The organism is Prolixibacter bellariivorans ATCC BAA-1284, from assembly GCF_000621705.1.
Taxonomy (GTDB): Bacteria; Bacteroidota; Bacteroidia; order Bacteroidales; family Prolixibacteraceae; genus Prolixibacter; species Prolixibacter bellariivorans.
Map to the genome: position 1 here is coordinate 1 of NZ_JHXO01000005.1, position 20,360 is coordinate 20,360.

Here is a 20,360-nt window from a genome sequence, read left to right on the forward strand (position 1 = left end):
AAGAATAGTTTCTAAACACTAAAAAGCTGATACTTGGCACTGTTTTACAACAAGATATTGTATAGCTGAAAAGCAAGCTGAAAACTTTAGGTGGCTATAGCGACGGGGCCCCACCTCTTCCCATTCCGAACAGAGAAGTTAAGCCCGCCAGCGCCGATGGTACTGCAGAAATGTGGGAGAGTAGGTCGCCGCTTATTTTACACAAAGCCCGGTTCCTGTATTGGAGTCGGGCTTTTTTGTGTGATAAAGATATTAGGAGACAGACACCAGATAAAAGCGAAGAGATTAAGGAAATATTGTACGCTTTGATGGGATTGATTAGTGAGTTCCGGTTCGACCGGAAATGATACGAGTGTTGTGTGTGAAGGTAGCCAATTGGCTGCCTTTTTTTGTTTCAGGCAGTATTGTTTTTTTGCACAAACTCCCGGGGGCGAGGGTTAAATAAATACACTGTCACAGTGTAGAATGAAAACAAACTATCTTCTAACTATTTTATGATTAGTGAACTAAATAAATAGGCCGGATTTTCTATGCATTTAGTGAAATAAATCCATACTAACTATCGTTTTCCTTTTATCTCATTCTGGTTACGTATGAATCAGAGGTAATTGAATTATATCTTCGAAAGGACATTGGTTGTAAAGTGCATTCTAAGGACAAACATTTAAATACTATTGGACAGAAAATACTATAAGTCAATATATTCATTATCAGTAACTGAACTCCTGATTATTGTTCTTTTTCTATTTGTTTCTGGTTGTCAGAGCAAAGCTGATAAAGAGCAACAGCTGGTACAGTCGTCAGGAGAGTTACATCTGCTTGTCAAAAAATACGACAGGTATTTGACCACTGCTTACGATTCTTCCCGTGTTATTTTGCCGAAATTACTGCAAAAGCTTGATTCGATAGGTGCGGTTAATCCCGATTCGGCTGTAGCGGTATTGGCCCATATTGCGGGACGGGAAGTGAGTAAGGGGAATATTCATCTGTCAGACAGCTTGTCAAATCTTGCAGAGACATATGCCATTCAACTAAATGACTCTTCATTACTTGCGGTTGTTTTGAATGCCAAAGGCAAGATTATGCAAATAAAAGGACGGCGCGATTCTGCCTTTTATTACTACAGCAAGTCTTTGCATCTGGCACAATTACGCCATGATTCCGTAGCAGCATTACCGGCGATGATTAACCTGGGAAATGCGATGATTGATCGGCATAACTCTGAAACAGGTATTAATTATCTCAAAGAGGCTCTCGAGATTGCCACGAAAAGGAATAATAAAAAATTCATGGCTGTTTTGTACAATAACCTGGGGAAAGCATATGATATCCGCGGGAGTTATTCGATAGCGCTGCAGTATTATCGCTCTGCTATTGATACGCTAGAGAAGATGAAGAGCCGGGAATACTACCTGGAACCACTAAACAACCTGGCCAATATCTATCTTTATTTAGGTAACGATGCTCTTGCCATGGAGTATTATCAGAAGGTGAGAAAATTATCAGATTCCCTTAATTACCGGAATATGCAGGCTGCGGCCTTGATTAATATTGGGAATTTGAACTATGAAAATAATCAGAATGAGAAGGCATTAAAATATACCAACGAGGCAAAAGCTTTGCTTGCAGGACAATGTGAATCGTATTTACATTCCATTATCTACCTGAATTTAGGCCTCATTCAGCGAAATCTGGGGAAGACTGAGAGTTCGTTGAAAGAGCTGACTAAATCCATTGCCCTGGCGCGTAAGTTTCATATTTATGATGTGTTGGCTGAAGGGACAATGCAAATGGCAAAGTATTATGAAGCTCATCAGAAATTTCATCTAGCCGCCAGGTTTGCTAATGAGGCATTCCAACTTGCTACCGAAAACAATATGTTGAATCTTTTGCCTGAAGCAACCAAGTTACTGGCCGATAATTATCGTAACGCAGGAAATGCTTCTCAGGCATTAAAGTTTTACGATTTATACAGTAAATACAACACGCAGTATCAGGATACCATCAATAATAAGACAACACGTAATTTTGCTTTCCTTTATGAATTACAGAAAAAGGAAACGGCGAATAAGCTCCTGGTGCAGCAGCAGCAATTGGATAAGCAGGTATTGACCAATGTTAGTTTGGAACTTGAACAACAGCGAATATTAATCATATTTTCAATTATTACAATTATTAGTATTCTGTTGATCGCTATTTTGTTGTATTACCGTTCCCGATTGAAATCGCGTCTGAACGAAGCTTTGATTATAAATAACAACGAGATAACTGAGCAAAATAATTTACTGGAAAAGGAAAATGCCTTTAAGAATAAACTGATCTCCATTATTTCGCACGACATTAAAAGTCCGATGATGTCGCTTTATAATATTCTGGAATTACTTTCAGTGGATGAATTATCGGAACAGGAAAAGCGCGAACTTATCAGGGACAACATGCAGTTGACGGACCGTGCCTTGAATATGGTGGAAGATCTCTTATCGTGGACCCGGCAACAGCTGAACACGACAACAGTCAATTACACCACTATCAATGTATATGATCTGGGGAATGAGATTATTACTTTCTTCCAGCCGGATGCCCGCGAAATGAATATCAATCTGGTGAATGCCTGTTCACCGGAAACTACTGTATATAGCGACTATCAAATGCTCAAGATGGTCATTCGTAACCTGTTTTCCAATGCTCTGAAATTTACCCCTTCAGGTGGGTATATCGAAATGGGAGTTTCGAAAACTAACGGGCATGTTATTCTATATGTGATCGATACGGGAGTTGGAATAAAACCGGAGGATCAATCAAAAATCTTCAGCGAGGAAAAATATTTCACGACTAATGGCGTTCGGGGTGAGCGTGGAAATGGACTCGGACTTAAACTTTGCCGGAACTTCGTGGAAAAAAGTGGCGGGAAAATATGGCTGGAAAGTAAGCCTGGAAAAGGCTCGACCTTTTACATTGAGATTAAGCGAACTGACAGTTCCACTTCCTTGTAGTTGACTTAGCATTTTATATTGAAAATAAATTGTCCGCTTTGGCGTTATCGAAAACTTCCCGATATTTTGTATTTTATAATTGGGCTGGTTACCTTTGCGAAATTTTTTAAGCAAAAGGTGTGCTAATAACAACAATCCAATCGATATGGCCCAGTATTTTAATGAAGTATCCCGGACATTTAATGAGTACCTTCTGATTCCCGGACTCACGACGAAAGAATGTACTCCCAACAATGTCTCCCTGAAAGCTCCACTGGTTAAGTACCGGAAAGGAGAAACTCCATCTCTTGAACTGAATGTTCCCTTTGTTTCAGCCATTATGCAATCGGTTTCAGACCATAATTTGGCCATTGAACTGGCGCGAAATGGTGGTTTGTCCTTCATTTTTGGTTCTCAGCCCATCGATTCGCAGGTTGACATGGTGCGGAGAGTGAAGAAGTTCAAGTCTGGTTTCGTGGTAAGCGATTCGAATCTCACACCGGAGCATACCCTGGCTGACATTATTGCACTGAAGAGAAAAACCGGTCATTCTACGGTAGGTATTACCGACGATGGCACATCGAACGGTGTGCTGATGGGGGTTGTGACTGGACGCGATTACCGAATATCGAGAGACAGTCTCGATAAACCGGTAAAAGATTTTATGACTCCTTTTACCAATTTGGTTGTCGGGAAATTGGGGATTACACTAAACGAAGCAAATGATATTATTTGGGACAATAAACTGAATAGTCTCCCGATTATCGACGAAAACCGGAAACTACAATACTTTGTTTTCCGGAAGGATTATGACGATCACAAAGAGAATCCCAACGAATTGTCAGATATCAACAAAAAGTTGATGGTCGGTGCAGGTATCAACACCCGCGATTTCAAAGAAAGGGTTCCTGCATTGATTGAAGCTGGTGCCGATGTGCTCTGTATCGATTCATCCGACGGTTTTTCGGAATGGCAGGGCGAAACGCTTCAGTACATCAAAAAGACTTACGGCGAGGATGTAAAAGTGGGTGCTGGAAACGTGGTCGATAAAGAAGGTTTCCGTTACCTGGTGGAAGCCGGTGCTGATTTTGTAAAAGTTGGAATCGGCGGTGGTTCTATTTGCATTACCCGCGAGACAAAAGGTATTGGACGTGGACAGGCTACAGCTCTGATTGAGGTGGCCGAAGCCCGCGATGAGTATTTCAGGGAAACCGGTATTTATATTCCGATTAGCAGCGACGGTGGTATTGTGCACGATTATCATATGGTACTAGCGTTAGCGATGGGAGCTGACTTCCTGATGATGGGACGCTACTTCGCTCGTTTCGACGAAAGTCCGACCCGGAAACTGAAAGTTGGTAACAACTATGTGAAGGAGTATTGGGGCGAAGGTTCAAACCGTGCCCGGAACTGGCAACGCTACGACATGGGCGGCAGCGAAAACCTGAAGTTCGAGGAAGGTGTTGACAGCTACGTGCCGTATGCCGGAAAACTGAAGGATAACCTGGACATTACGCTCGGAAAGATTAAGTCGACCATGTGCAGCTGCGGTGTTTTATCCGTTAAAGAGTTGCAGGAAAATGGTAAAGTGACATTGGTTTCATCGACCAGTATTGTGGAAGGTGGAGCGCACGATGTGATTTTGAAAGACCAATCGTAATAATTTAGCGATATACGAAAAAACGCCGGTCGGGAAGTTCGTGCTTCCAACCGGCGTTTTTTATTTTATTTCGCAAAGCGGAAATTATCTGCTTAGTTTTCCCTTCTTTCCAGTAATACAACGTTTTCCACATGATGCGTGTGGGGGAACATATCAACCGGCTGAACTTTCACTATCCGGTAGCCTTCATCGAGTAGGGTTAAATCACGCGCTTGCGTGGCTGGATTGCAACTTACGTAAACAATCTTCTTTGGTGCCGCCTGGAGCATCACTTTCACCACATCATCGTGCATTCCTGCACGCGGCGGGTCGGTGATGATGACATCCGGTTGTCCGTTTTCTTCGACGAACTCCGGCGTAAGAATGGCTTTCATGTCGCCAGCAAAAAAGGACGTATTCTTAATATCATTCAATTCCGAATTGACTTTCGCATCCTCGATGGCTTCGGGTACATATTCGATTCCTACCACTTTTTTTGCTTTCCCGGCTACAAAATTGGCGATGGTTCCGGTTCCGGTGTAGAGGTCATAAACCACTTCATCTCCCGTGAGGGAAGCATATTCACGTGCAATTTTGTATAGTTCGTAAGCCTGCTCTGAGTTGGTTTGGTAGAACGACTTGGGACCGATTTTGAACTGTAGCCCTTCCATTTCTTCGAAGATGTGGTCGCGTCCGGAAAAACAGATGATTTCCTGGTCGGTGATGGTGTCGTTGGCTTTCTCGTTAATCACATACATCAGCGATGTGATTTCCGGGAATTTCGTTTTTACATGTTCCAGCAAACTAATTCGTTCCTCTTCACTTTCGTGGAAGAAGGAAACAATAACCATGAGTTCACCTGTGCTGGCGGTTCGGATAATCAGGTTGCGCAGAAAGCCTTCCTGATTTCGGATATCGAAGAATGAAAGATTATTTTTCAATGCATACGCTCTGATTTCGTTCCGTATGTCGTTCGAAGATTCAGTCTGAAGCCAGCATTTTTCAATGTCGAGCACCTTGTCGAACATTCCGGGAATGTGAAATCCCAGCGCATTCATGTTCTCGAAGGTCTTTTCTGTATCAATTTCGTCCTGCGTAAGCCAGCGTTTATTCGAAAAGGTAAACTCCAGTTTGTTCCGGTAAAAGGTCGTTTTGTCCGAACCCTTGATGGGCGTAATTTCAGGCAGCTCCAAATGCCCGATACGTCGCAGCTGTTCTGTTACCTGTTTTTCTTTGTAGAAAAGTTGTTTGTCATAGGGTAAATATTGCCATTTACAACCGCCGCAGGTGCCAAAATGCTGGCAAAATGCATCGGTTCGTTCGGAAGAATATTTATGAATGTTCACAACCCTTGCCTCCATAAACCGGCGCTTTTTCCGGAATACTTGCAAATCAACTATGTCGCCGGGAACCACATGCGTGGTGAAAATAACAACATCATCTACCTTGGCAACGGCCTTTCCTTCAGCTCCTACATCCGCAATGGTTACCCTTTCGAATAGGGGAAGCGGTTTTTTTCTTCTGCCCAAAATCTTCTGTTTTTAATTTCCCCAAAGATATAAATTCATCTTGTACGGAAAACGTTGGTTTTGGCTGGCGGAATTGATTGATTGAAAGTCTGTAATTCGGTGCTGGAAAAGAATGAGAACCAACGCTGATAATCGGATGAAACCAGTGGTCTCCCCCTGTAATTTCTGTTATCTTTGTCCCAATTTTAGAAGGAGTAGTGTTTTATGATTTCAGTTGAAGATTTACACCTCGAGTTTGGTGGATTTGAATTATTCAAGCAGATAAGTTTCATCGTGAATCCGCGTGACCGCATTGGTCTTGTCGGACGAAATGGTGCAGGTAAATCGACCCTGCTGAAAATCTTTTCCGGACAGTTGCAACCAAGTTCGGGCCGGGTAGTTTCACCTCGTGATGTACGCGTTGGTTATTTACCACAGCACATGATTACCGCCGATGGTCGAACAGTGATGGAAGAGGCTGTTGCTGCTTTTGACGAAATTGTAGCACTGGAAAAGCGAATCGAGTATCTGAATCATCAACTGGCTACCCGCGAAGATTATGAATCGGAGGCTTATCACAAAATAATTGATGAGGTTACCGAAGCCAATGACCGTTTTCAGTTGTTGGGTGGTGGTAATTTTCATGCCGATATTGAGCAAACCCTGGTTGGTCTTGGATTCAAACGTTCTGATTTCAATCGACAGACAACCGAGTTTTCCGGAGGTTGGCGAATGCGTATCGAGCTGGCTAAAATTCTATTGGCTAAGCCGGATGTTTTCCTGCTCGATGAGCCGACCAACCACCTGGATATCGAATCGATTCAGTGGCTGGAGAATTTCCTGAAAGATTACGCCGGAGCAGTTGTGTTGGTTTCGCACGACCGGGCATTTCTCGATAATGTAACTAACCGGACGGTCGAAATTTCACTTGGTCAGGTATACGATTACAAAGTTAGTTACTCGAAATATGTTGAATTGCGCAAAGAACGCCGTGAACAGCAGATGGCTGCTTACCGCAATCAACAAAAAATGATTCAGGATACGGAAGAATTCATCGAACGTTTTCGCTACAAGGCAACGAAAGCGGTTCAGGTTCAGTCGCGGATCAAACAACTGGAAAAGGTTGATCGCATTGAAATTGACGAAGAAGATGTCCGTTCGTTGAATATCAAGTTTCCACCATCTCCTCGTTCCGGAAATGTAGTTTTTGAAGCGAAACAGATGAGCAAAAGCTATGGTGATAACCTGGTGCTGAATGATATTGATTTGACCATCGAGCGAGGCAATCGTGTTGCTTTCGTTGGGAAGAACGGCGAAGGAAAGACCACGTTGGCGCGAATCATCATGCAGGAGCTCGAATTTGATGGTTACGCTAAATTAGGTCACAATGTAAAAATCGGGTACTTTGCACAGAACCAAGCTTCGTTGTTGGATGAGAGTGCTACGGCGTTCGATACCATCGACCGGATTGCTGTCGGCGATGTTCGGACCAAAATCCGTGATATTCTCGGAGCATTCATGTTTAGCGGCGAAGATGTAGATAAAAAAGTAAAAGTGCTTTCCGGTGGAGAGCGGTCCCGTTTGGCGATGATTCGCTTGCTGCTTGAACCAGTTAATTTCCTGGTACTCGATGAGCCGACCAACCACCTGGATATGCATTCGAAGGATATTTTGAAGCAAGCGCTTCAGGATTATGACGGGACGCTGTTGCTGGTTTCGCACGACCGTGAATTTTTGGATGGATTGGTTGATGTGGTTTACGAATTTCGTGATAAGAAAGCAAAACAACATTTGGGTGGTATTTATGAGTTCCTTCGCCGGAAAAAGATGGATTCTTTGAAAGAGTTGGAGCGGAAAAATAACCAGCCGGTTGAGCAAGTCGTTGAAAAGGAAGAAAAACAAAACGACGGGCCCGAGCTCAACTACGAGGAGCGCAAAGAGGTTAATCGAACCATCTCCCGACTGGAAAAACATCTGAACGAAACAGAGGCGAAAATTACCTCACTGGAAACAGAAATTGAAGAAATGGACGGGCGATTAGCCAATCCTGATAGTGAAGATATGGAGCAATTGCTCGAAAAATATTCCCTGAAAAAGAAAGAGTTGGATAAGAAGATGGAGGAATGGGGAGAAACAACGGAGGAACTGGAAGAATGGAACGCAAAAAAAACGTGGTAAGGCATCGCGCCCCGATTGATAAAAGCAGCTTCGTATTTGGAACACGATCTGTCATTGAGGCGATTAAGGCCGGTAAGGAAATAGAGAAAATCCTGGTAAGGAAAGGCCTTTCCAATGAATTGTCACGTGAGCTTTTCACGTTGGTCCGCCAGATGGATATTCCTGTTCAGAATGTTCCGATAGAGCGCATCGACCGGATTACGCGGAAGAATCATCAGGGTGTTGTGGCATTTCTTTCTCCAATCACCTATCAGAAGATTGAAAATGTGATTCCCGGAATTTATGAGAAGGGTGAAGTTCCTTTGGTGCTGGTGCTCGATAAAATTTCCGATGTGCGGAATTTTGGTGCGATAGCCCGTTCGGCTGAAGTTGCCGGTGCGCACGCCATTGTTATTCCTGAAAAAGGAGCAGCCCAGATTAATGCTGATGCACTGAAAACTTCTGCCGGTGCCTTGAATATTATTCCGGTTTGCCGGGTGAAGAGTCTTTCAGATACTATTATTTTTCTAAGGGAGAGCGGTTTGCATGTTCTGGCGGCAACTGAAAAAGGAGAGAAAAATTACTTCGAAACTTCCATGCGGGAACCTACCGCCATTGTGATGGGGGCCGAGGATAAAGGAATTGAGTCCGAATTACTGAAATTAGCTAATGAGTGGGTGAAAATTCCGCAATTTGGACAGATTGCGTCGCTGAACGTTTCAGTGGCCGCTTCGGTATTAATTTTCGAAGCCGTTCGTCAACGCATACAGGCTCATTCCTGATTTTTATAAATGGGAACCTGCCGGTTGAACGTCTCTTCTAACGAAATAAAGGTTTCTGTACTCGAGATTCCTGAAATTCGCTGAATCTGGTCGTTCAGAATTTCTTTTAAATGCTCATTATTTTTGGCATAAACCTTGGCAAAAATCGCGTATTGTCCTGTAGTATAATGGCATTCAACAATTTCACGAATTGACATCAATTCCCGGGCAACCTTGTGATACAGTTCACCTTTGTCCAGAAAAATTCCAATGTAGGTGCAGGTATGGTAATCCACTTTTTTCGGATCGATGTTGTATCCTGAACCGGTGATGACCTTCATCTCAATCATCCGGTTGACTCGTTGATGCACCGCAGCACGCGAAATTCCGCACTCCGAAGCAACATCTTTAAAGGGTATACGGGCATTCTGACTGATGATATCCAGAATTTTCAGATCGATTTCGTCGAGATGGTGTTTATGTGTCATGGTCGCAAATTTTTCCTTTTCCAAAAATAAGATAAATGTTTATAAATCTTCAATAAACAATTCATCTTTATCTCCATTTGTAACAATTCTTAACTTTTTGTCAGTAAAAGGCGGTATTTAATTTCGGTTGAAAGACAGTGGTAGCGAGGGCAACATTTATTTCTGGTTCTTTCCGGTTACGAAAATAATTACCTTGAGGGGAAAGTTGTTGTGTAAATTTGGATTCAATATGAATTAAGCTCTTCTGATAACCAGAATATTATTGCTTTATCAAATATTTTGCGAGGCAAGTAAAAATATCTTAATTCGTGTAAATATTATTTAGTTAAACATATCGATGTATCGAATACTAACCATCCTATTAATTGCCGGTTTTATTACTTCCTGCCATGATTCGTGGCATCGTGACCTGAGCCGACAGGAGACGCAGCTTGTCCGTAAAGCGTTACGGAAGGCGGACGATAACCGAAAAGAACTGAAGATTGCACTGGAAGATGCCAGTCATGACGAAAAGCCAGCGATGGCTTTTTTAATCGGGTACATGCCCGAACGTGATCTAAAAAGCCTTTCAGCCGAGTTTTTGATAGAAGATGTGGATAAAGCTTTTGAGGCACGCGATAAATTTAAATGGTGTGCTGCGTTACCCGATTCTATTTTTTATAATGAAGTTTTACCCTATGCCGTTCTTTCCGAAAAGAGAGAATGTTGGCGGGCCGATTTTTTCAAATGGTTTACTCCGTTGGTTAAAGAAGCCCCCAATATGCGGGCTGCCGTTGACAGCGTAAATCGCCATGTAAAGGATATCCTAAAGGTGGAATACAACACCAAGCGCAAGAAAGTCGATCAGGCGCCTTATGAATCCATTCAACAGGGTATGGCAACCTGTACTGGTCTATCGATTCTGCTTGTCGATGCTTTTCGGTCGGTTGGAATTCCTGCACGCATTGCCGGTACGCCCATGTGGACCAATATGCGGGGAAATCATACCTGGGTGGAAGTTTGGATCGATGGGAAATGGTACTTTACCGAATATTATATGGATGCGCTGAATAAGAGCTGGTTTTTGGCCGATGCCGGAAAAGCTGATCCTGAAAAGCCCGAACATTGCATCTATGCTACATCTTATAAACCTACCGGGAAGAAATATCCGCTGGTTTGGGATGAACAGGCCAATTATGTACACGGAGTTGATGTAACTCAGCGTTATATTGACCTGTATAGGAAACAACTTACCGATGAACAATTGGGCGACAACGAATTGTGGGTGAAGGTGGTCGTTCTGAAAGATTCATCAGCTGCAGCGGACGATAGCAATAGCCGGGTACACGAGAAGGTGACTGTTACCCAAAATGGCGAGAAGGTTGATTTTGGATTTTCTCCGTCACCTACGGATGATTTGAACCGCCTTTTGCCTTTTCGTCTGAAGAAAGCAACAAGTTACCAGTTCGAGTATAAGGGAAAAAATGGCGAGTTGAAGAACAAGACAATCACAACGGGTGATAACGACGAAGAAATATTGCGCCTTTATCAGTAAATTAATTGGTTCGAAATAAAAAAGAGAAGTCCGTGTGGGCTTCTCTTTTCTATTTCCGGAATTCTTTTTTCAGAATTTCATTTTCGAATCGTAACTATTCCTTCTCACTTTGTCCCATACCAAATCTTGCTCGGTTCGTGGCCTTCGTTCTTGTTCTTTGTAGCCAACTCCAATAATTGAGAGAACTTCCTTGTCGGCCGGAATATCGAAATGACGCCTCAGGTATTCAGATGCACTAAGTTCTTCATCATGCGAACGGCTTCTAATCTGAACCCAGCAAGAACCCAGTCCCATGGATTCAGCTTCCAGTTGAATGAGCAGCGAGGCAAGGGAGCAATCTTCCACCCATACATCGCTCTTTTCCGGAGAACCTAAAACAATAATGGCTAATGGGGTATTGGCCAGAAAAGAAGAGCCATAGTGTCTGGAATATGACAATACTTTGAGTTTCTCCGGCTCATCAACAATTAAAAACTCCCAAGGACGATTATTCTTGGAAGAAGGGGCCAGTAAGCCGGCGGTTATGAGTTGTTTAACTTTGTCAACTTCAACCGGTTTGTCGAGAAATTTTCTCGTGCTGCGACGGTGGTAGAGAAGGTCAATCATAGACATTTTATTTTCAGCAAAATTATAACCTTTCTTACAATTGTGTATTCCTTCGGCACATAAAAAAAGCCTCCCGAAACCGGAAGGCTTTACATCGTTTAACCTTGTGTGGATACTTACTGTAAAATGTGCTTATAATTGTTGTTAACCAACTCAGGCAGGTATGCTGCAATGAGACTGAGCGCTGTTTGGTCGTTTACAGGTTCAGAGCTAATGATGCGTTGTTGTTTCACTGCATCCAGGTTAATAACGTTGTCGCGAATGGCACTGGGTACGTGAGCTTCAGAATTTTTAATCAGGCGCGCACCAAAACCCTTCTTTGAAGATACATAACGTACTTCGAGGAATTTACCGCGAACAATGTACTGAGTTACACCTTTCTCAACCGATTTTACAATTTTAATACTGTTGGCTGAATTGGAATACTCCAGGTTCCATACGTCGGTATGGCTGGTTCCCATATTTTCAACAGCTGTGATTTTAAAATCATTTAAATCGTTGCTGTTTTCATTACCAATGGCAAATGTTGTACTGCTGAAGAGTGATATAACCAATGCCATGATTGTAATTGCGAAATATTGTTTCAAGTTTTTCATGACCTCGAATTTTTTTTATCTGTTTAACTAGTTTTAAATTGTAATTAACGATACAAATCAACTACTTTTTTTGCATTCCGTCATTGCTTTTTGAAAGGTAAAATTCGGTCTGTGTGCATTACGAAAATGTGTCTACTTTATCTTTTAAATTAGGTAGTTCAGGTTTTTGATTTCTTGGAAGTATTCGATGGATTTTTAATTTCGGTTACATTTCAATTTGTTCTTTTGGGTAACAGATTGAAAGTTATATGTTGTGCAGCATGAAAATGGCGATATATTGCTGTAATATCCAATAAATCAATATATGAACATGTATTACAAATATGGAATAACAGACTTTTCTCTTGATGGAAATCGAAACAATTCAATTTTTTGTTACGAATTGAAAGCAAAATAGGCATTTTTGCTAATTTATCGATCGATATTTAAAATGTCAGGGGCGCTGTTTAACATTAGGAAACAAAAAATCCTTCATTTTGAAATGAAGGATTCTGCTTGTATGATGGATGGTAAAAGTTTAATTGTGACGAGCCATGCGTGTATAGAGCTGATCAAAAAACCATAAGGCAATAATACTTAGCGCACCGACCCCTACTGCAGGCGAAATGTTATTTAATTTCTCAAAAAAGCTGGCAATAAACGACCACACATATTCCAGATTCACCCCGGCAACATTTTGTGTTGCAATAGTGGAATCAGAAACTCCCATTGCATTCTTCAGCATAAATAGCACGATGGTCAATAGGACGAAAAATATTCCTACAATCCACCAGGCTTTTCGACTGATGATTGGCTTGTACGTTGTAGGATTTTTTGACCACTCTGCCATAATTCCCTGCATCACTTTCCGGCTGAAATCATCGGATGCCTTTTCATCCGGCATTTCGCGGAACCAATCCTGTAATTTGTCGTTTGCGCTCATAATATCGAAATTATCTCGTCCTTCAATATACCCTTTAATAACTCGAAAAGCTTCTTACGTCCCCGGTGAAGTTTCACCTTTACATTCGACTCGGTCATACTGGTGATTTCGGTTATTTCAACTACCGAAAGCTCATCAAAGTAAAACATCATCAGCAGACTGCGGTCTTCAGGATTCATTTTGTTCAGCGCTTCCTGAAGGTAACGTTGCCGTTCTTCGGAACTTAAACGACCGAATGCAGTTTCTGTTTGTTCTACCTCATGATCGGTGATTCGCACGTCTTCCAGGCTAACATCTCTTTTATTTTGTGATGAACGGAGTCGTGAAATGGCTGTGTTATATACAATCCGGTAAAACCACGTTTTGAATGCAGCGCCACCTTTAAACGAGGGCAAAGCACGATAGGCTTTTATAAAGGCGTCCTGTGCCGCTTCCTCTGCCTCTTCTCTGTTGATCAGTATCTTCAGAGATACATGAAAAGCTAAATCTTTGTACTTTTCAACCAGGTGAGAAAACGAACCCGGGTCGCCATTTAAAATTTCCCGGATGTAATATTCGTCTTTGTTGGTTACCATTTCTGACTTATTAGACGATGGCCAACGTTGATTCGTTACACGCTAACGAATAAATTTACAATAAAGACTCCAAAAATGTATAAGATGTTGCGTTGTATCTGTCGTAAGAATAAAATCTTCATGGCGAAAAAATGAGTTTGATTTGTAACCGGTTGTAATCATCTGGCGTCAAAGGGACAGAAAGTTGAACTAAAAAATAGAAATTATGGCACCATTTGTTGTATCAATATTAGTTCCGATTGGCTTTTTTGTCATGTTGTTCGGAATTCTTTACGTGTATTACACTACACGTAACCGTGAGCGTCTGGCGATGATTGAGAAGGGAGCAGATGCTTCTTTGTTCCAAGATCCCGATCGTATTTCCAATATTTTTAAGTGGGGAATGTTTATGGTCGGTATTGCAGTCGGAATTATTCTCGGGTCGGCTTTTGCTTCAGCTGATATTCTGGATGAAGGAGTTTCGTATCCTTCAATGATATTCCTTTTCGGCGGCTTGTCACTTATTATTGTCCATTTGATTGAGAAGAAACGACAAAAGACTGAATAAGTGTGGGCATAATCTGTTGATGGACAAGAAAAAGGGCTGCAGCAATCTGCAACCCTTTTTTTATTTCCTTCGCTGAGAGGTTACTTCGTATACGTATCAATGGTCCGAATGATGGCTCTTTTGCAAACAGGACAAAAACCTGATGCTTCGTTGGATTTCATCCGGCAGTCTTCGTAGGGGCTGTACACTCCTTTACTCATGTAGCCTCCACCTTCGAAAGCACCTACTTTATTATTGTATTCAGGAGTACGAGGTGTAGGAATTGGCGTAGAGGGAGCTACCATGTCTTTCCATTTTTTCCCAAAATCAACCAATGTGGTCAGGTTGGGTTCCCATGGTTCCACTTTCAGATTGTAGTAATCTTCGTAAGCTACCGTCGATGTGTAATATTCGTCTCCAAGCCCGGCAAATCCATGTCCAAATTCGTGGACGAAAACCAGGTTTGACAGGTTGTGGTCGGCCGTGCAAACATTAACGAAATTATAAAATCCGCCGCCACCGTATTTTACAGAATTGACCAGAACAATTATCTGGTCGTACGGGACGCATGCCGCGGCATCACTAACCGACTTCATATCCGTCGTAGTTAAATAACGGGGCACACCGAAAGTGTAAAAGGTCGTATTAAAAGCTGTGTTTTTGTATACATGTTGTCCGGGAATATCTGTTCCCGATTCAACCGATGGCGTTTCCACGGCATACACATTGAATTTGTTCTTGTTTTCCGAAAATGGTGATACAGTGAAGAGATAATCAGTCAGACGGGTGGCATCACGCACAAACTTGTCCATTTGGTCAGCAGTGTAGCCTTCAGCCAGAATGGCAATATCTACATGGTTTTCCGGTTTACCCGAATTCAAAACATCGACTACTTTCTCTTTTTGAGGCGTTTCATTAATGATGAAATAATTTTTCGGATTGATATCGGTTTGAAAAACAGAAACAAATTTACCGTCCCAGTTCCGTTGATCGATTTCAAGTTTTACCTCGTTTTGAGGAAACGGAAAGCGAAGCACCTGGTAAAATGAGCGTTCTTGCTTTTTTGCTTCAGGTGTGGTTTGCCATTCCTGGAAAAGCGGGGCAAATCCCCGGCTAAAAATCAATTTGCCGCTGTTTTTGTCGAATACCCTGTAGCGGTAAGCTCCTAAGTTTAGTGTGTCGACCAGGTAATCGTGTGAACCACTCCAGAATTTTTCTCTTTTGGTGGCAGCCGGAAAAACATGAACGGTTTTGTTGTTGCCTGCCAGTAAATAATCGAAGCGAAGAGCGCCTTCCGTGAAATATTGACCAAACCGGGGAGACGCAATACCCGAAAAAGGCAGTAATATGAAAAGTAAGTTTACAAGGATGTTTTTCATGAAGGTATCTTTGTTTATTTTTGTTTTCTTGGACGGAAAATTAATCAACCTTTTTTATTTAAAACCATAAAAATGTCAACATATTATACCTGGATAAAGAATCTTTTTCTCGACTTCTCTCAAAATGAGCAAATGGCAATCCTGTTTGCAGCTGTTGTCGTTCTCCTCAGTATTGCAGCTGTTTCTGGTATTTCCCATCTGATTTTGAGGTCTGCATTGCGGGGAATATTTTCCAAAATTGTAAAACGCACTCGTTTTGAGTGGGACGATATCTTGTTTAAAAACCGGGTTTTTAACGTGCTGGCGCATGTCGCTCCGGTTTTAATTATCCGGTGGGCGGCACACTTTGCCGGGGACGATATTGCGTGGATGGCTGAAGCGCTTTCCGGATTGGCCAAGGTCTATTTGATTATTATCCTCATTTCCGTCTTTAACCGGTTGCTGAACTCATCACTCGATATTTATCAAACATATCCATTCTCCAAGGCCCGGCCAATAAAGGGGTACATTCAGCTGATGAAGCTTTTGCTGTACTTCGTTGGTGGTATATTCCTTGTTTCAGTCCTCATCTCTAAAGATCCTGGTAAGTTGTTTACGGGTCTGGGAGCTATGGCCGCTGTGTTGCTGTTCGTATTTAAAGATCCCATTCTTGGTTTTATTGCCAGTATTCAGTTGGCTGCCAATAAAATGGTGAAGCCTGGCGACTGGATTTCCTTACCTTCGTACAACGCCGATGGAACGGTCGAAGATATTTCGCTCACATCGGTGAAAGTGCAGAACTGGGATAAGACCATAACGACGATTCCCACATATGCCCTCGTTTCAGGATCGATGACCAACTGGATTGGCATGGAAGAATCTGGTGGACGGCGGATCAAGCGCTCGATTAATATCGATATGACGACGGTGCGTTTTGCTGATACCGAATTGCTGGAGCACCTTCGGAAATTTTCCCTTATCAGAGAATATGTAGAAAAAAAAGAGGAAGAAGTTCGCGAGTACAATAAAGCAAAGCAGCTTGATGAGCGTGATTATGTTTCCGGTAGGAGACAAACCAATCTCGGAATTTTCCGCAAGTATCTGGAAGCCTATTTACATGACCATCCATTGGTGCATGATGAGATGACATTCCTGGTTCGCCATTTGCAGCCCACTGAGAAAGGAATTCCTGTTGAGATATACGTATTTAGTAAAGATCAGCGCTGGGCGAACTATGAAGAATTGCAGGCAGATATCTTCGATCACATTCTGGCTGTGCTGCCTGAATTCGGGTTACGGGTTTTTCAGAATCCTTCCGGCGAAGATTTTCGCAATCTGAAGCAAGTAAACAATAATGAAGCCTGAATTTCGTATGTTTGCAGTCCGTTATAAAACCTTTTAATGCATGTTAACGACCTCGTGTTGGATTCATTAATAACGGCATACAGGGCTGACTGCCGGACATTTTTCAATGTCGGTTTATTGCTTGATACTGGCTGATGTTTTATAACATTGACTCTTTTAATATATAAAAAAAATAGCCATTTTTGTGACAAATTGAAAGTATGGTAAAAAAGTATAATGCAGAAAATGAAGAGGAGTTTCAGGAGCAGATCATCCAAATAGATGATTTGGATAGGAAAATATTGAAGCTCATCACCACCAATGCCCGTATTCCATTTTTGGAAGTGGCCCGTGAGTGTGGTGTTTCCGGCGCTGCTATTCACCAACGTGTTCAGCGCCTGTTGAATTTGGGTGTAGTTACCGGTTCTGAATTTATTGTGAGCCCGCAAAAGCTTGGATACAACACTTGTGCTTATATGGGGATATATCTCGAAAAAGCAAGCTACGATAGAAAAGTTGTGAAGCAATTGCGCGAAATCTCAGAAATTGTAGAGTGTCATCATACGACGGGTCAGTATGCAATTTTTATTAAGATACAGACCAAAACGAATAAGCACCTGAAAAAGATTATCGATACCGATCTTCAGGCTATCGATGGAATTTCCCGAACGGAGACCTTTATCTCGTTAGAGCAGGAATTTAAAAGGCAAATTCCAATAAAATAAAAAAAACTCCCGGCTCATCAACCGGGAGTTTTTTTTAGAATGGTAAATCGCCACCATCATCCTCCGCTTCCGGAGGGATATCATTCTCGTTAAACGGTGGCGGATTGAATCCTTCCGGTTCAGCATTCGCCTTATCGATACGATAGGCATTCACATTATGGAACCATCTTCCATTATATTCTCTTGACTCCACACTAAACGACACTTCCACTTCCATGTTGGCATTGAAGCCTTCCAACAAATTAATTTTGTCGTTGAATAAGGTAAAGCAAATCTTTTTGGGGTATTGCTCATCGGTCTGAATGACAAATTCCTGTTTCCGCCATTCTCCTCTGTTACTGGTACCTGTCACAACCGGAAGCAACTGCTCAATCTGTCCCTTCACTTTAAAACTCATAATCTGGTTTCTTTTAAGTAACGTTTGTTTATCGGTTGAAAAAAGCAAGACCCGGAAGAGCGTCTGCCGTTCCGAGTCCTGATTGTGTTCCTTTTTCAGGGCCAATATCAGCCCATCAATTGGGATTATTTTTCAATTCCTAAAAGGTGAACTTCAAAAATCAGGGTCGAATTAGGACCGATATCTTTACCTGCACCGCGCTTACCGTAAGCCAAATCAGCAGGGATATAAAGCATCCACTCAGAACCAACAGGCATCATCTCTAAAGCTTCTGTCCATCCTTTAATGACACGGTCAACCTGGAAAGTAACCGGTTTGCCGCGCTCGATAGAGCTGTCGAATACTTTTCCGTCAATCGTTTTTCCGGTGTAGTCTACTTTTACTTTTTGTCCTGCTTTCGGAACCGCACCGTTACCTTGCTTGATGACTTTGTACTGCAGTCCGCTGTCAGTTGTTTTTACGCTGTCGTTCTTCGCGTTTTCTTCCAGAAATTTCTGTCCTTTTTCCAGGTTTTGCTGAGCTACCTGATCCTGAATTTTGGTGAAGAAAGCCTGAATGATAGTCCGTCCTTTTTCTGCGGGTATTTTCAGGTCATTTTCCATCAGCATATCTTCAAATCCAGCCAGCATAACACTTGAATCAAGCTTTACACCACCCGGAGTATTTTTCAGATTGTTTTTGATGTTGTTTCCCAGGTCGACACCAATGGCGTAACTGGCAGAGTCAGCAGCCGTTTTAAGCGTAACATTGCGGCTTGCCTGCTGATTGCATGATGCCATCACCAATACTGCGGCAACAAGGATAAGTGCAATTTTGAAAATTTTCATAGTTGTTAAAATGTTAAGAATTTTAGTGCAAAGACTTTATAATTAAGCTTTTGATTATTTTACAATCTCCAGTAATTCTACTTCAAAAATTAAGGTTGCATTGGGACCAATTACACCACCTGCACCATTTTCACCATAAGCAAGGTGCGGCGGAATAAACAGTTTCCACTTCGAACCTACCGGCATGAGCTGAAGAGCTTCCTGCCATCCCTGGATGACGCCGTTTACCGGAAACTGAGCCGGTTCGCCCCGCTGAACGGAACTATCGAACACGGTACCGTCAATTAATGTTCCGTGATAGTGACATTTTACGTTATCAGAAGCGGAAGGCAACTCGCCGTCTCCCTGAACCATCACCTCAAACTGCATCCCGCTGGGAAGTTCTTCGACGTGCTGCTTCTTTTTATTTTCTTCTAAATATGTTTTTCCTGCGTTCAGGTTTTCGTCTTTCTCTTTATCCTGAACCCGGCTGATATATTCCTGGATTATCTGATTGGCTTCGTCAGCACTTATTTTCGGCATCTGTCCTTCATATGCATCTTCAATAGCCATATTAAAAGCTTCGGCATCAATCGTTTTGATTCCCGACCCGATTAGATTGCTTGCAACACTTAAACCAATGGAATAACTAAATTTTTCTACTTGTGAGTTTAACTCCTTTTTTGACATAATAATATTGAGCTTTTTATGTCTTGCGAAGATATACTTTTTCGATGAGGAGTCCTTTGGCTAGCTGTTAAAAAAAGCAAAAGATAATCAGGGCTTTCTTCCCCTGAGCATTTCTCTTTTTCCCGGAGGTCCGGGAATTCTTTCCATCTGAAAACCTGCTGATTGCATGGTTCGCCTGACTGCGCCTTTGGCACTGTAGGTAACAAGTATTCCGCCGTGAGCCATATGATTGAAAATGGCAACAAATATTTCGGGGGACCAAAGTTGTGGTTGCTTGTCGGGCGCAAAGGCGTCGAAATAGACCAAATCAATTGGAGGAAGTGCCTGGAAACTGAAGTCGGTTAAATCGCCTTCTATTTTCTGTAGCTGAAATTTGTCATCAATATTGGTAAGCTTTTCCCATTGATAATTATGGAGTTGGGTAAAAAGCTGGCTTTCTTGATTATATGTATCCTTTTCAGTATTCAGGCTTTTCCATTCTTCTTCCCGTAGGGGAAATTTTTCGATGGCATAGTAGGCGATCTTTTTTTGTTGACGCTTACTTTCCAGGGCAGTAAGAAAAGCATTCAGTCCGGTACCAAAACCTACTTCAAAAATGGTCAGTTCTTTCCCGGGATGGGCATTTAATCCGGCTTCAATAAAAACGTGCATCGATTCCTGCCTGGCTCCGTGAATGGAGTGGTAATGCTCATCTATTGCGGGAACATACAGGGTATGCGAACCGTCTTCCGTTTTCAATATTTGCCGTCTCATTGA

Annotated in this window: 19 protein-coding genes and 1 rRNA gene; 9 read left to right on the top strand and 11 right to left on the bottom strand. The window is 42.2% G+C overall.

Annotated features, from left to right (window positions below; translation table 11 throughout):
• Positions 1–86 precede the first annotated feature (86 nt).
• The 3 genes from rrf (at position 87) to T426_RS0103145 (ending at position 4,632) form a co-directional block, all read left to right on the top strand.
• Positions 87–197 (top strand): 5S ribosomal RNA (rrf, locus tag T426_RS0103135).
• Between the two features lie 477 nt (positions 198–674).
• Positions 675–2,993: a tetratricopeptide repeat-containing sensor histidine kinase gene (locus T426_RS0103140; protein ID WP_025864073.1), complete on the top strand. Its 2,319-nt coding sequence runs from the start codon at positions 675–677 to the stop codon at positions 2,991–2,993.
• A gap of 145 nt (positions 2,994–3,138) precedes the next feature.
• Entirely contained in the window at positions 3,139–4,632 is a 1,494-nt protein-coding gene (locus T426_RS0103145) for an IMP dehydrogenase (protein WP_027585267.1), read from the top strand.
• Positions 4,633–4,724: 92 nt separating this feature from the next.
• On the opposite strand, the gene rlmD is transcribed toward T426_RS0103145, so the two are convergent.
• Positions 4,725–6,140 carry a 23S rRNA (uracil(1939)-C(5))-methyltransferase RlmD gene (gene rlmD / locus T426_RS0103150; protein ID WP_027585268.1) on the bottom strand — a complete coding sequence of 472 codons (1,416 nt, stop codon included), beginning with the start codon at positions 6,138–6,140 and terminating at the stop codon, positions 4,725–4,727.
• Positions 6,141–6,344: 204 nt separating this feature from the next.
• Here rlmD and T426_RS0103155 point away from each other — a divergent pair, with 204 nt between their 5' ends.
• Together T426_RS0103155 and rlmB are read left to right on the top strand one after the other, a co-directional pair.
• Positions 6,345–8,297: an ABC-F family ATP-binding cassette domain-containing protein gene (locus T426_RS0103155; protein ID WP_025864074.1), complete on the top strand. Its 1,953-nt coding sequence runs from the start codon at positions 6,345–6,347 to the stop codon at positions 8,295–8,297.
• The gene (rlmB, locus tag T426_RS0103160) at positions 8,273–9,058 is read left to right on the top strand and encodes a 23S rRNA (guanosine(2251)-2'-O)-methyltransferase RlmB (protein ID WP_051568925.1); all 786 of its coding nucleotides are present in this window, start codon (positions 8,273–8,275) and stop codon (positions 9,056–9,058) included. Before T426_RS0103155 ends, rlmB begins: the two co-directional genes overlap by 25 nt.
• Here the strand turns inward: rlmB and T426_RS0103165 are convergent.
• The gene (locus T426_RS0103165; RefSeq protein ID WP_027585270.1) at positions 9,049–9,525 is read right to left on the bottom strand and encodes an Lrp/AsnC family transcriptional regulator; all 477 of its coding nucleotides are present in this window, start codon (positions 9,523–9,525) and stop codon (positions 9,049–9,051) included. The genes rlmB and T426_RS0103165 overlap by 10 nt on opposite strands.
• A 337-nt stretch (positions 9,526–9,862) precedes the next feature.
• Between T426_RS0103165 and T426_RS0103170 the strand changes: the two genes are divergently transcribed.
• Positions 9,863–11,059, top strand: a complete 1,197-nt coding sequence (locus T426_RS0103170; RefSeq protein ID WP_025864076.1) for a transglutaminase-like domain-containing protein — start codon at positions 9,863–9,865, stop codon at positions 11,057–11,059.
• Positions 11,060–11,128: 69 nt separating this feature from the next.
• Here T426_RS0103170 and T426_RS0103175 read toward each other — a convergent pair whose 3' ends face one another.
• The 4 genes from T426_RS0103175 to T426_RS0103190 form a co-directional block, all read right to left on the bottom strand.
• Entirely contained in the window at positions 11,129–11,665 is a 537-nt protein-coding gene (locus tag T426_RS0103175; RefSeq protein ID WP_025864077.1) for a nitroreductase family protein, read from the bottom strand.
• Between the two features lie 116 nt (positions 11,666–11,781).
• Complete coding sequence (locus T426_RS0103180; protein ID WP_025864078.1) at positions 11,782–12,261, bottom strand: hypothetical protein; 480 nt, start codon at positions 12,259–12,261, stop codon at positions 11,782–11,784.
• A 517-nt stretch (positions 12,262–12,778) separates the two neighbouring features.
• Positions 12,779–13,183: a hypothetical protein gene (locus T426_RS0103185; RefSeq protein WP_025864079.1), complete on the bottom strand. Its 405-nt coding sequence runs from the start codon at positions 13,181–13,183 to the stop codon at positions 12,779–12,781.
• Entirely contained in the window at positions 13,180–13,758 is a 579-nt protein-coding gene (locus tag T426_RS0103190) for an RNA polymerase sigma factor (RefSeq protein WP_025864080.1), read from the bottom strand. The genes T426_RS0103185 and T426_RS0103190 overlap by 4 nt, the downstream gene beginning before the upstream one ends.
• 205 nt (positions 13,759–13,963) lie before the next feature.
• On the opposite strand from T426_RS0103190, the gene T426_RS0103195 reads away from it, so the two are divergent.
• Positions 13,964–14,305 carry a DUF6249 domain-containing protein gene (locus T426_RS0103195; RefSeq protein WP_025864081.1) on the top strand — a complete coding sequence of 114 codons (342 nt, stop codon included), beginning with the start codon at positions 13,964–13,966 and terminating at the stop codon, positions 14,303–14,305.
• 80 nt (positions 14,306–14,385) lie between these two features.
• On the opposite strand, the gene T426_RS0103200 is transcribed toward T426_RS0103195, so the two are convergent.
• Positions 14,386–15,663: a M64 family metallopeptidase gene (locus tag T426_RS0103200; RefSeq protein ID WP_025864082.1), complete on the bottom strand. Its 1,278-nt coding sequence runs from the start codon at positions 15,661–15,663 to the stop codon at positions 14,386–14,388.
• Positions 15,664–15,735: 72 nt separating this feature from the next.
• On the opposite strand from T426_RS0103200, the gene T426_RS0103205 reads away from it, so the two are divergent.
• On the top strand, positions 15,736–17,007 hold the full coding sequence (locus T426_RS0103205) for a mechanosensitive ion channel family protein (protein ID WP_025864083.1): 1,272 nt from the start codon (positions 15,736–15,738) through the stop codon (positions 17,005–17,007).
• 200 nt (positions 17,008–17,207) lie between these two features.
• Positions 17,208–17,711, top strand: coding sequence for an Lrp/AsnC ligand binding domain-containing protein (locus T426_RS0103210; RefSeq protein ID WP_025864084.1), 504 nt, complete (start codon positions 17,208–17,210; stop codon positions 17,709–17,711).
• A gap of 34 nt (positions 17,712–17,745) precedes the next feature.
• Here the strand turns inward: T426_RS0103210 and T426_RS0103215 are convergent, their stop codons facing one another.
• From T426_RS0103215 to mnmC2, 4 genes are all read right to left on the bottom strand, one after another.
• Positions 17,746–18,108, bottom strand: a complete 363-nt coding sequence (locus T426_RS0103215) for a DUF3127 domain-containing protein (protein WP_025864085.1) — start codon at positions 18,106–18,108, stop codon at positions 17,746–17,748.
• 125 nt (positions 18,109–18,233) lie between these two features.
• Positions 18,234–18,935 (bottom strand): BamJ family beta-barrel-assembly machinery protein, encoded by a 702-nt coding sequence (gene bamJ, locus T426_RS0103220; RefSeq protein ID WP_036984424.1) that lies wholly within the window; start codon positions 18,933–18,935, stop codon positions 18,234–18,236.
• 54 nt (positions 18,936–18,989) lie between these two features.
• On the bottom strand, positions 18,990–19,604 hold the full coding sequence (gene bamJ, locus T426_RS0103225; protein ID WP_025864087.1) for a BamJ family beta-barrel-assembly machinery protein: 615 nt from the start codon (positions 19,602–19,604) through the stop codon (positions 18,990–18,992).
• Between the two features lie 87 nt (positions 19,605–19,691).
• The gene (gene mnmC2 / locus T426_RS0103230) at positions 19,692–20,357 is read right to left on the bottom strand and encodes a tRNA (5-methylaminomethyl-2-thiouridine)(34)-methyltransferase MnmC2 (RefSeq protein WP_027585274.1); all 666 of its coding nucleotides are present in this window, start codon (positions 20,355–20,357) and stop codon (positions 19,692–19,694) included.
• Between the last annotated feature and the right edge of the window lie 3 nt (positions 20,358–20,360).

Coding starts and splice junctions, on each gene's coding strand:
- T426_RS0103175 (WP_025864077.1), bottom strand. CDS start 11,665: ATGATTGACCTTCTCTACCACCGTCGCAGCACGAGAAAATTTCTCGAC.
- bamJ (WP_036984424.1), bottom strand. CDS start 18,935: ATGAAAATTTTCAAAATTGCACTTATCCTTGTTGCCGCAGTATTGGTG.
- T426_RS0103215 (WP_025864085.1), bottom strand. CDS start 18,108: ATGAGTTTTAAAGTGAAGGGACAGATTGAGCAGTTGCTTCCGGTTGTG.
- bamJ (WP_025864087.1), bottom strand. CDS start 19,604: ATGTCAAAAAAGGAGTTAAACTCACAAGTAGAAAAATTTAGTTATTCC.
- T426_RS0103190 (WP_025864080.1), bottom strand. CDS start 13,758: ATGGTAACCAACAAAGACGAATATTACATCCGGGAAATTTTAAATGGC.
- T426_RS0103155 (WP_025864074.1), top strand. CDS start 6,345: ATGATTTCAGTTGAAGATTTACACCTCGAGTTTGGTGGATTTGAATTA.
- T426_RS0103185 (WP_025864079.1), bottom strand. CDS start 13,183: ATGAGCGCAAACGACAAATTACAGGATTGGTTCCGCGAAATGCCGGAT.
- T426_RS0103195 (WP_025864081.1), top strand. CDS start 13,964: ATGGCACCATTTGTTGTATCAATATTAGTTCCGATTGGCTTTTTTGTC.
- T426_RS0103205 (WP_025864083.1), top strand. CDS start 15,736: ATGTCAACATATTATACCTGGATAAAGAATCTTTTTCTCGACTTCTCT.
- T426_RS0103165 (WP_027585270.1), bottom strand. CDS start 9,525: ATGACACATAAACACCATCTCGACGAAATCGATCTGAAAATTCTGGAT.
- rlmB (WP_051568925.1), top strand. CDS start 8,273: ATGGAACGCAAAAAAAACGTGGTAAGGCATCGCGCCCCGATTGATAAA.
- T426_RS0103170 (WP_025864076.1), top strand. CDS start 9,863: ATGTATCGAATACTAACCATCCTATTAATTGCCGGTTTTATTACTTCC.
- mnmC2 (WP_027585274.1), bottom strand. CDS start 20,357: ATGAGACGGCAAATATTGAAAACGGAAGACGGTTCGCATACCCTGTAT.
- T426_RS0103200 (WP_025864082.1), bottom strand. CDS start 15,663: ATGAAAAACATCCTTGTAAACTTACTTTTCATATTACTGCCTTTTTCG.
- T426_RS0103180 (WP_025864078.1), bottom strand. CDS start 12,261: ATGAAAAACTTGAAACAATATTTCGCAATTACAATCATGGCATTGGTT.
- T426_RS0103145 (WP_027585267.1), top strand. CDS start 3,139: ATGGCCCAGTATTTTAATGAAGTATCCCGGACATTTAATGAGTACCTT.
- T426_RS0103210 (WP_025864084.1), top strand. CDS start 17,208: ATGGTAAAAAAGTATAATGCAGAAAATGAAGAGGAGTTTCAGGAGCAG.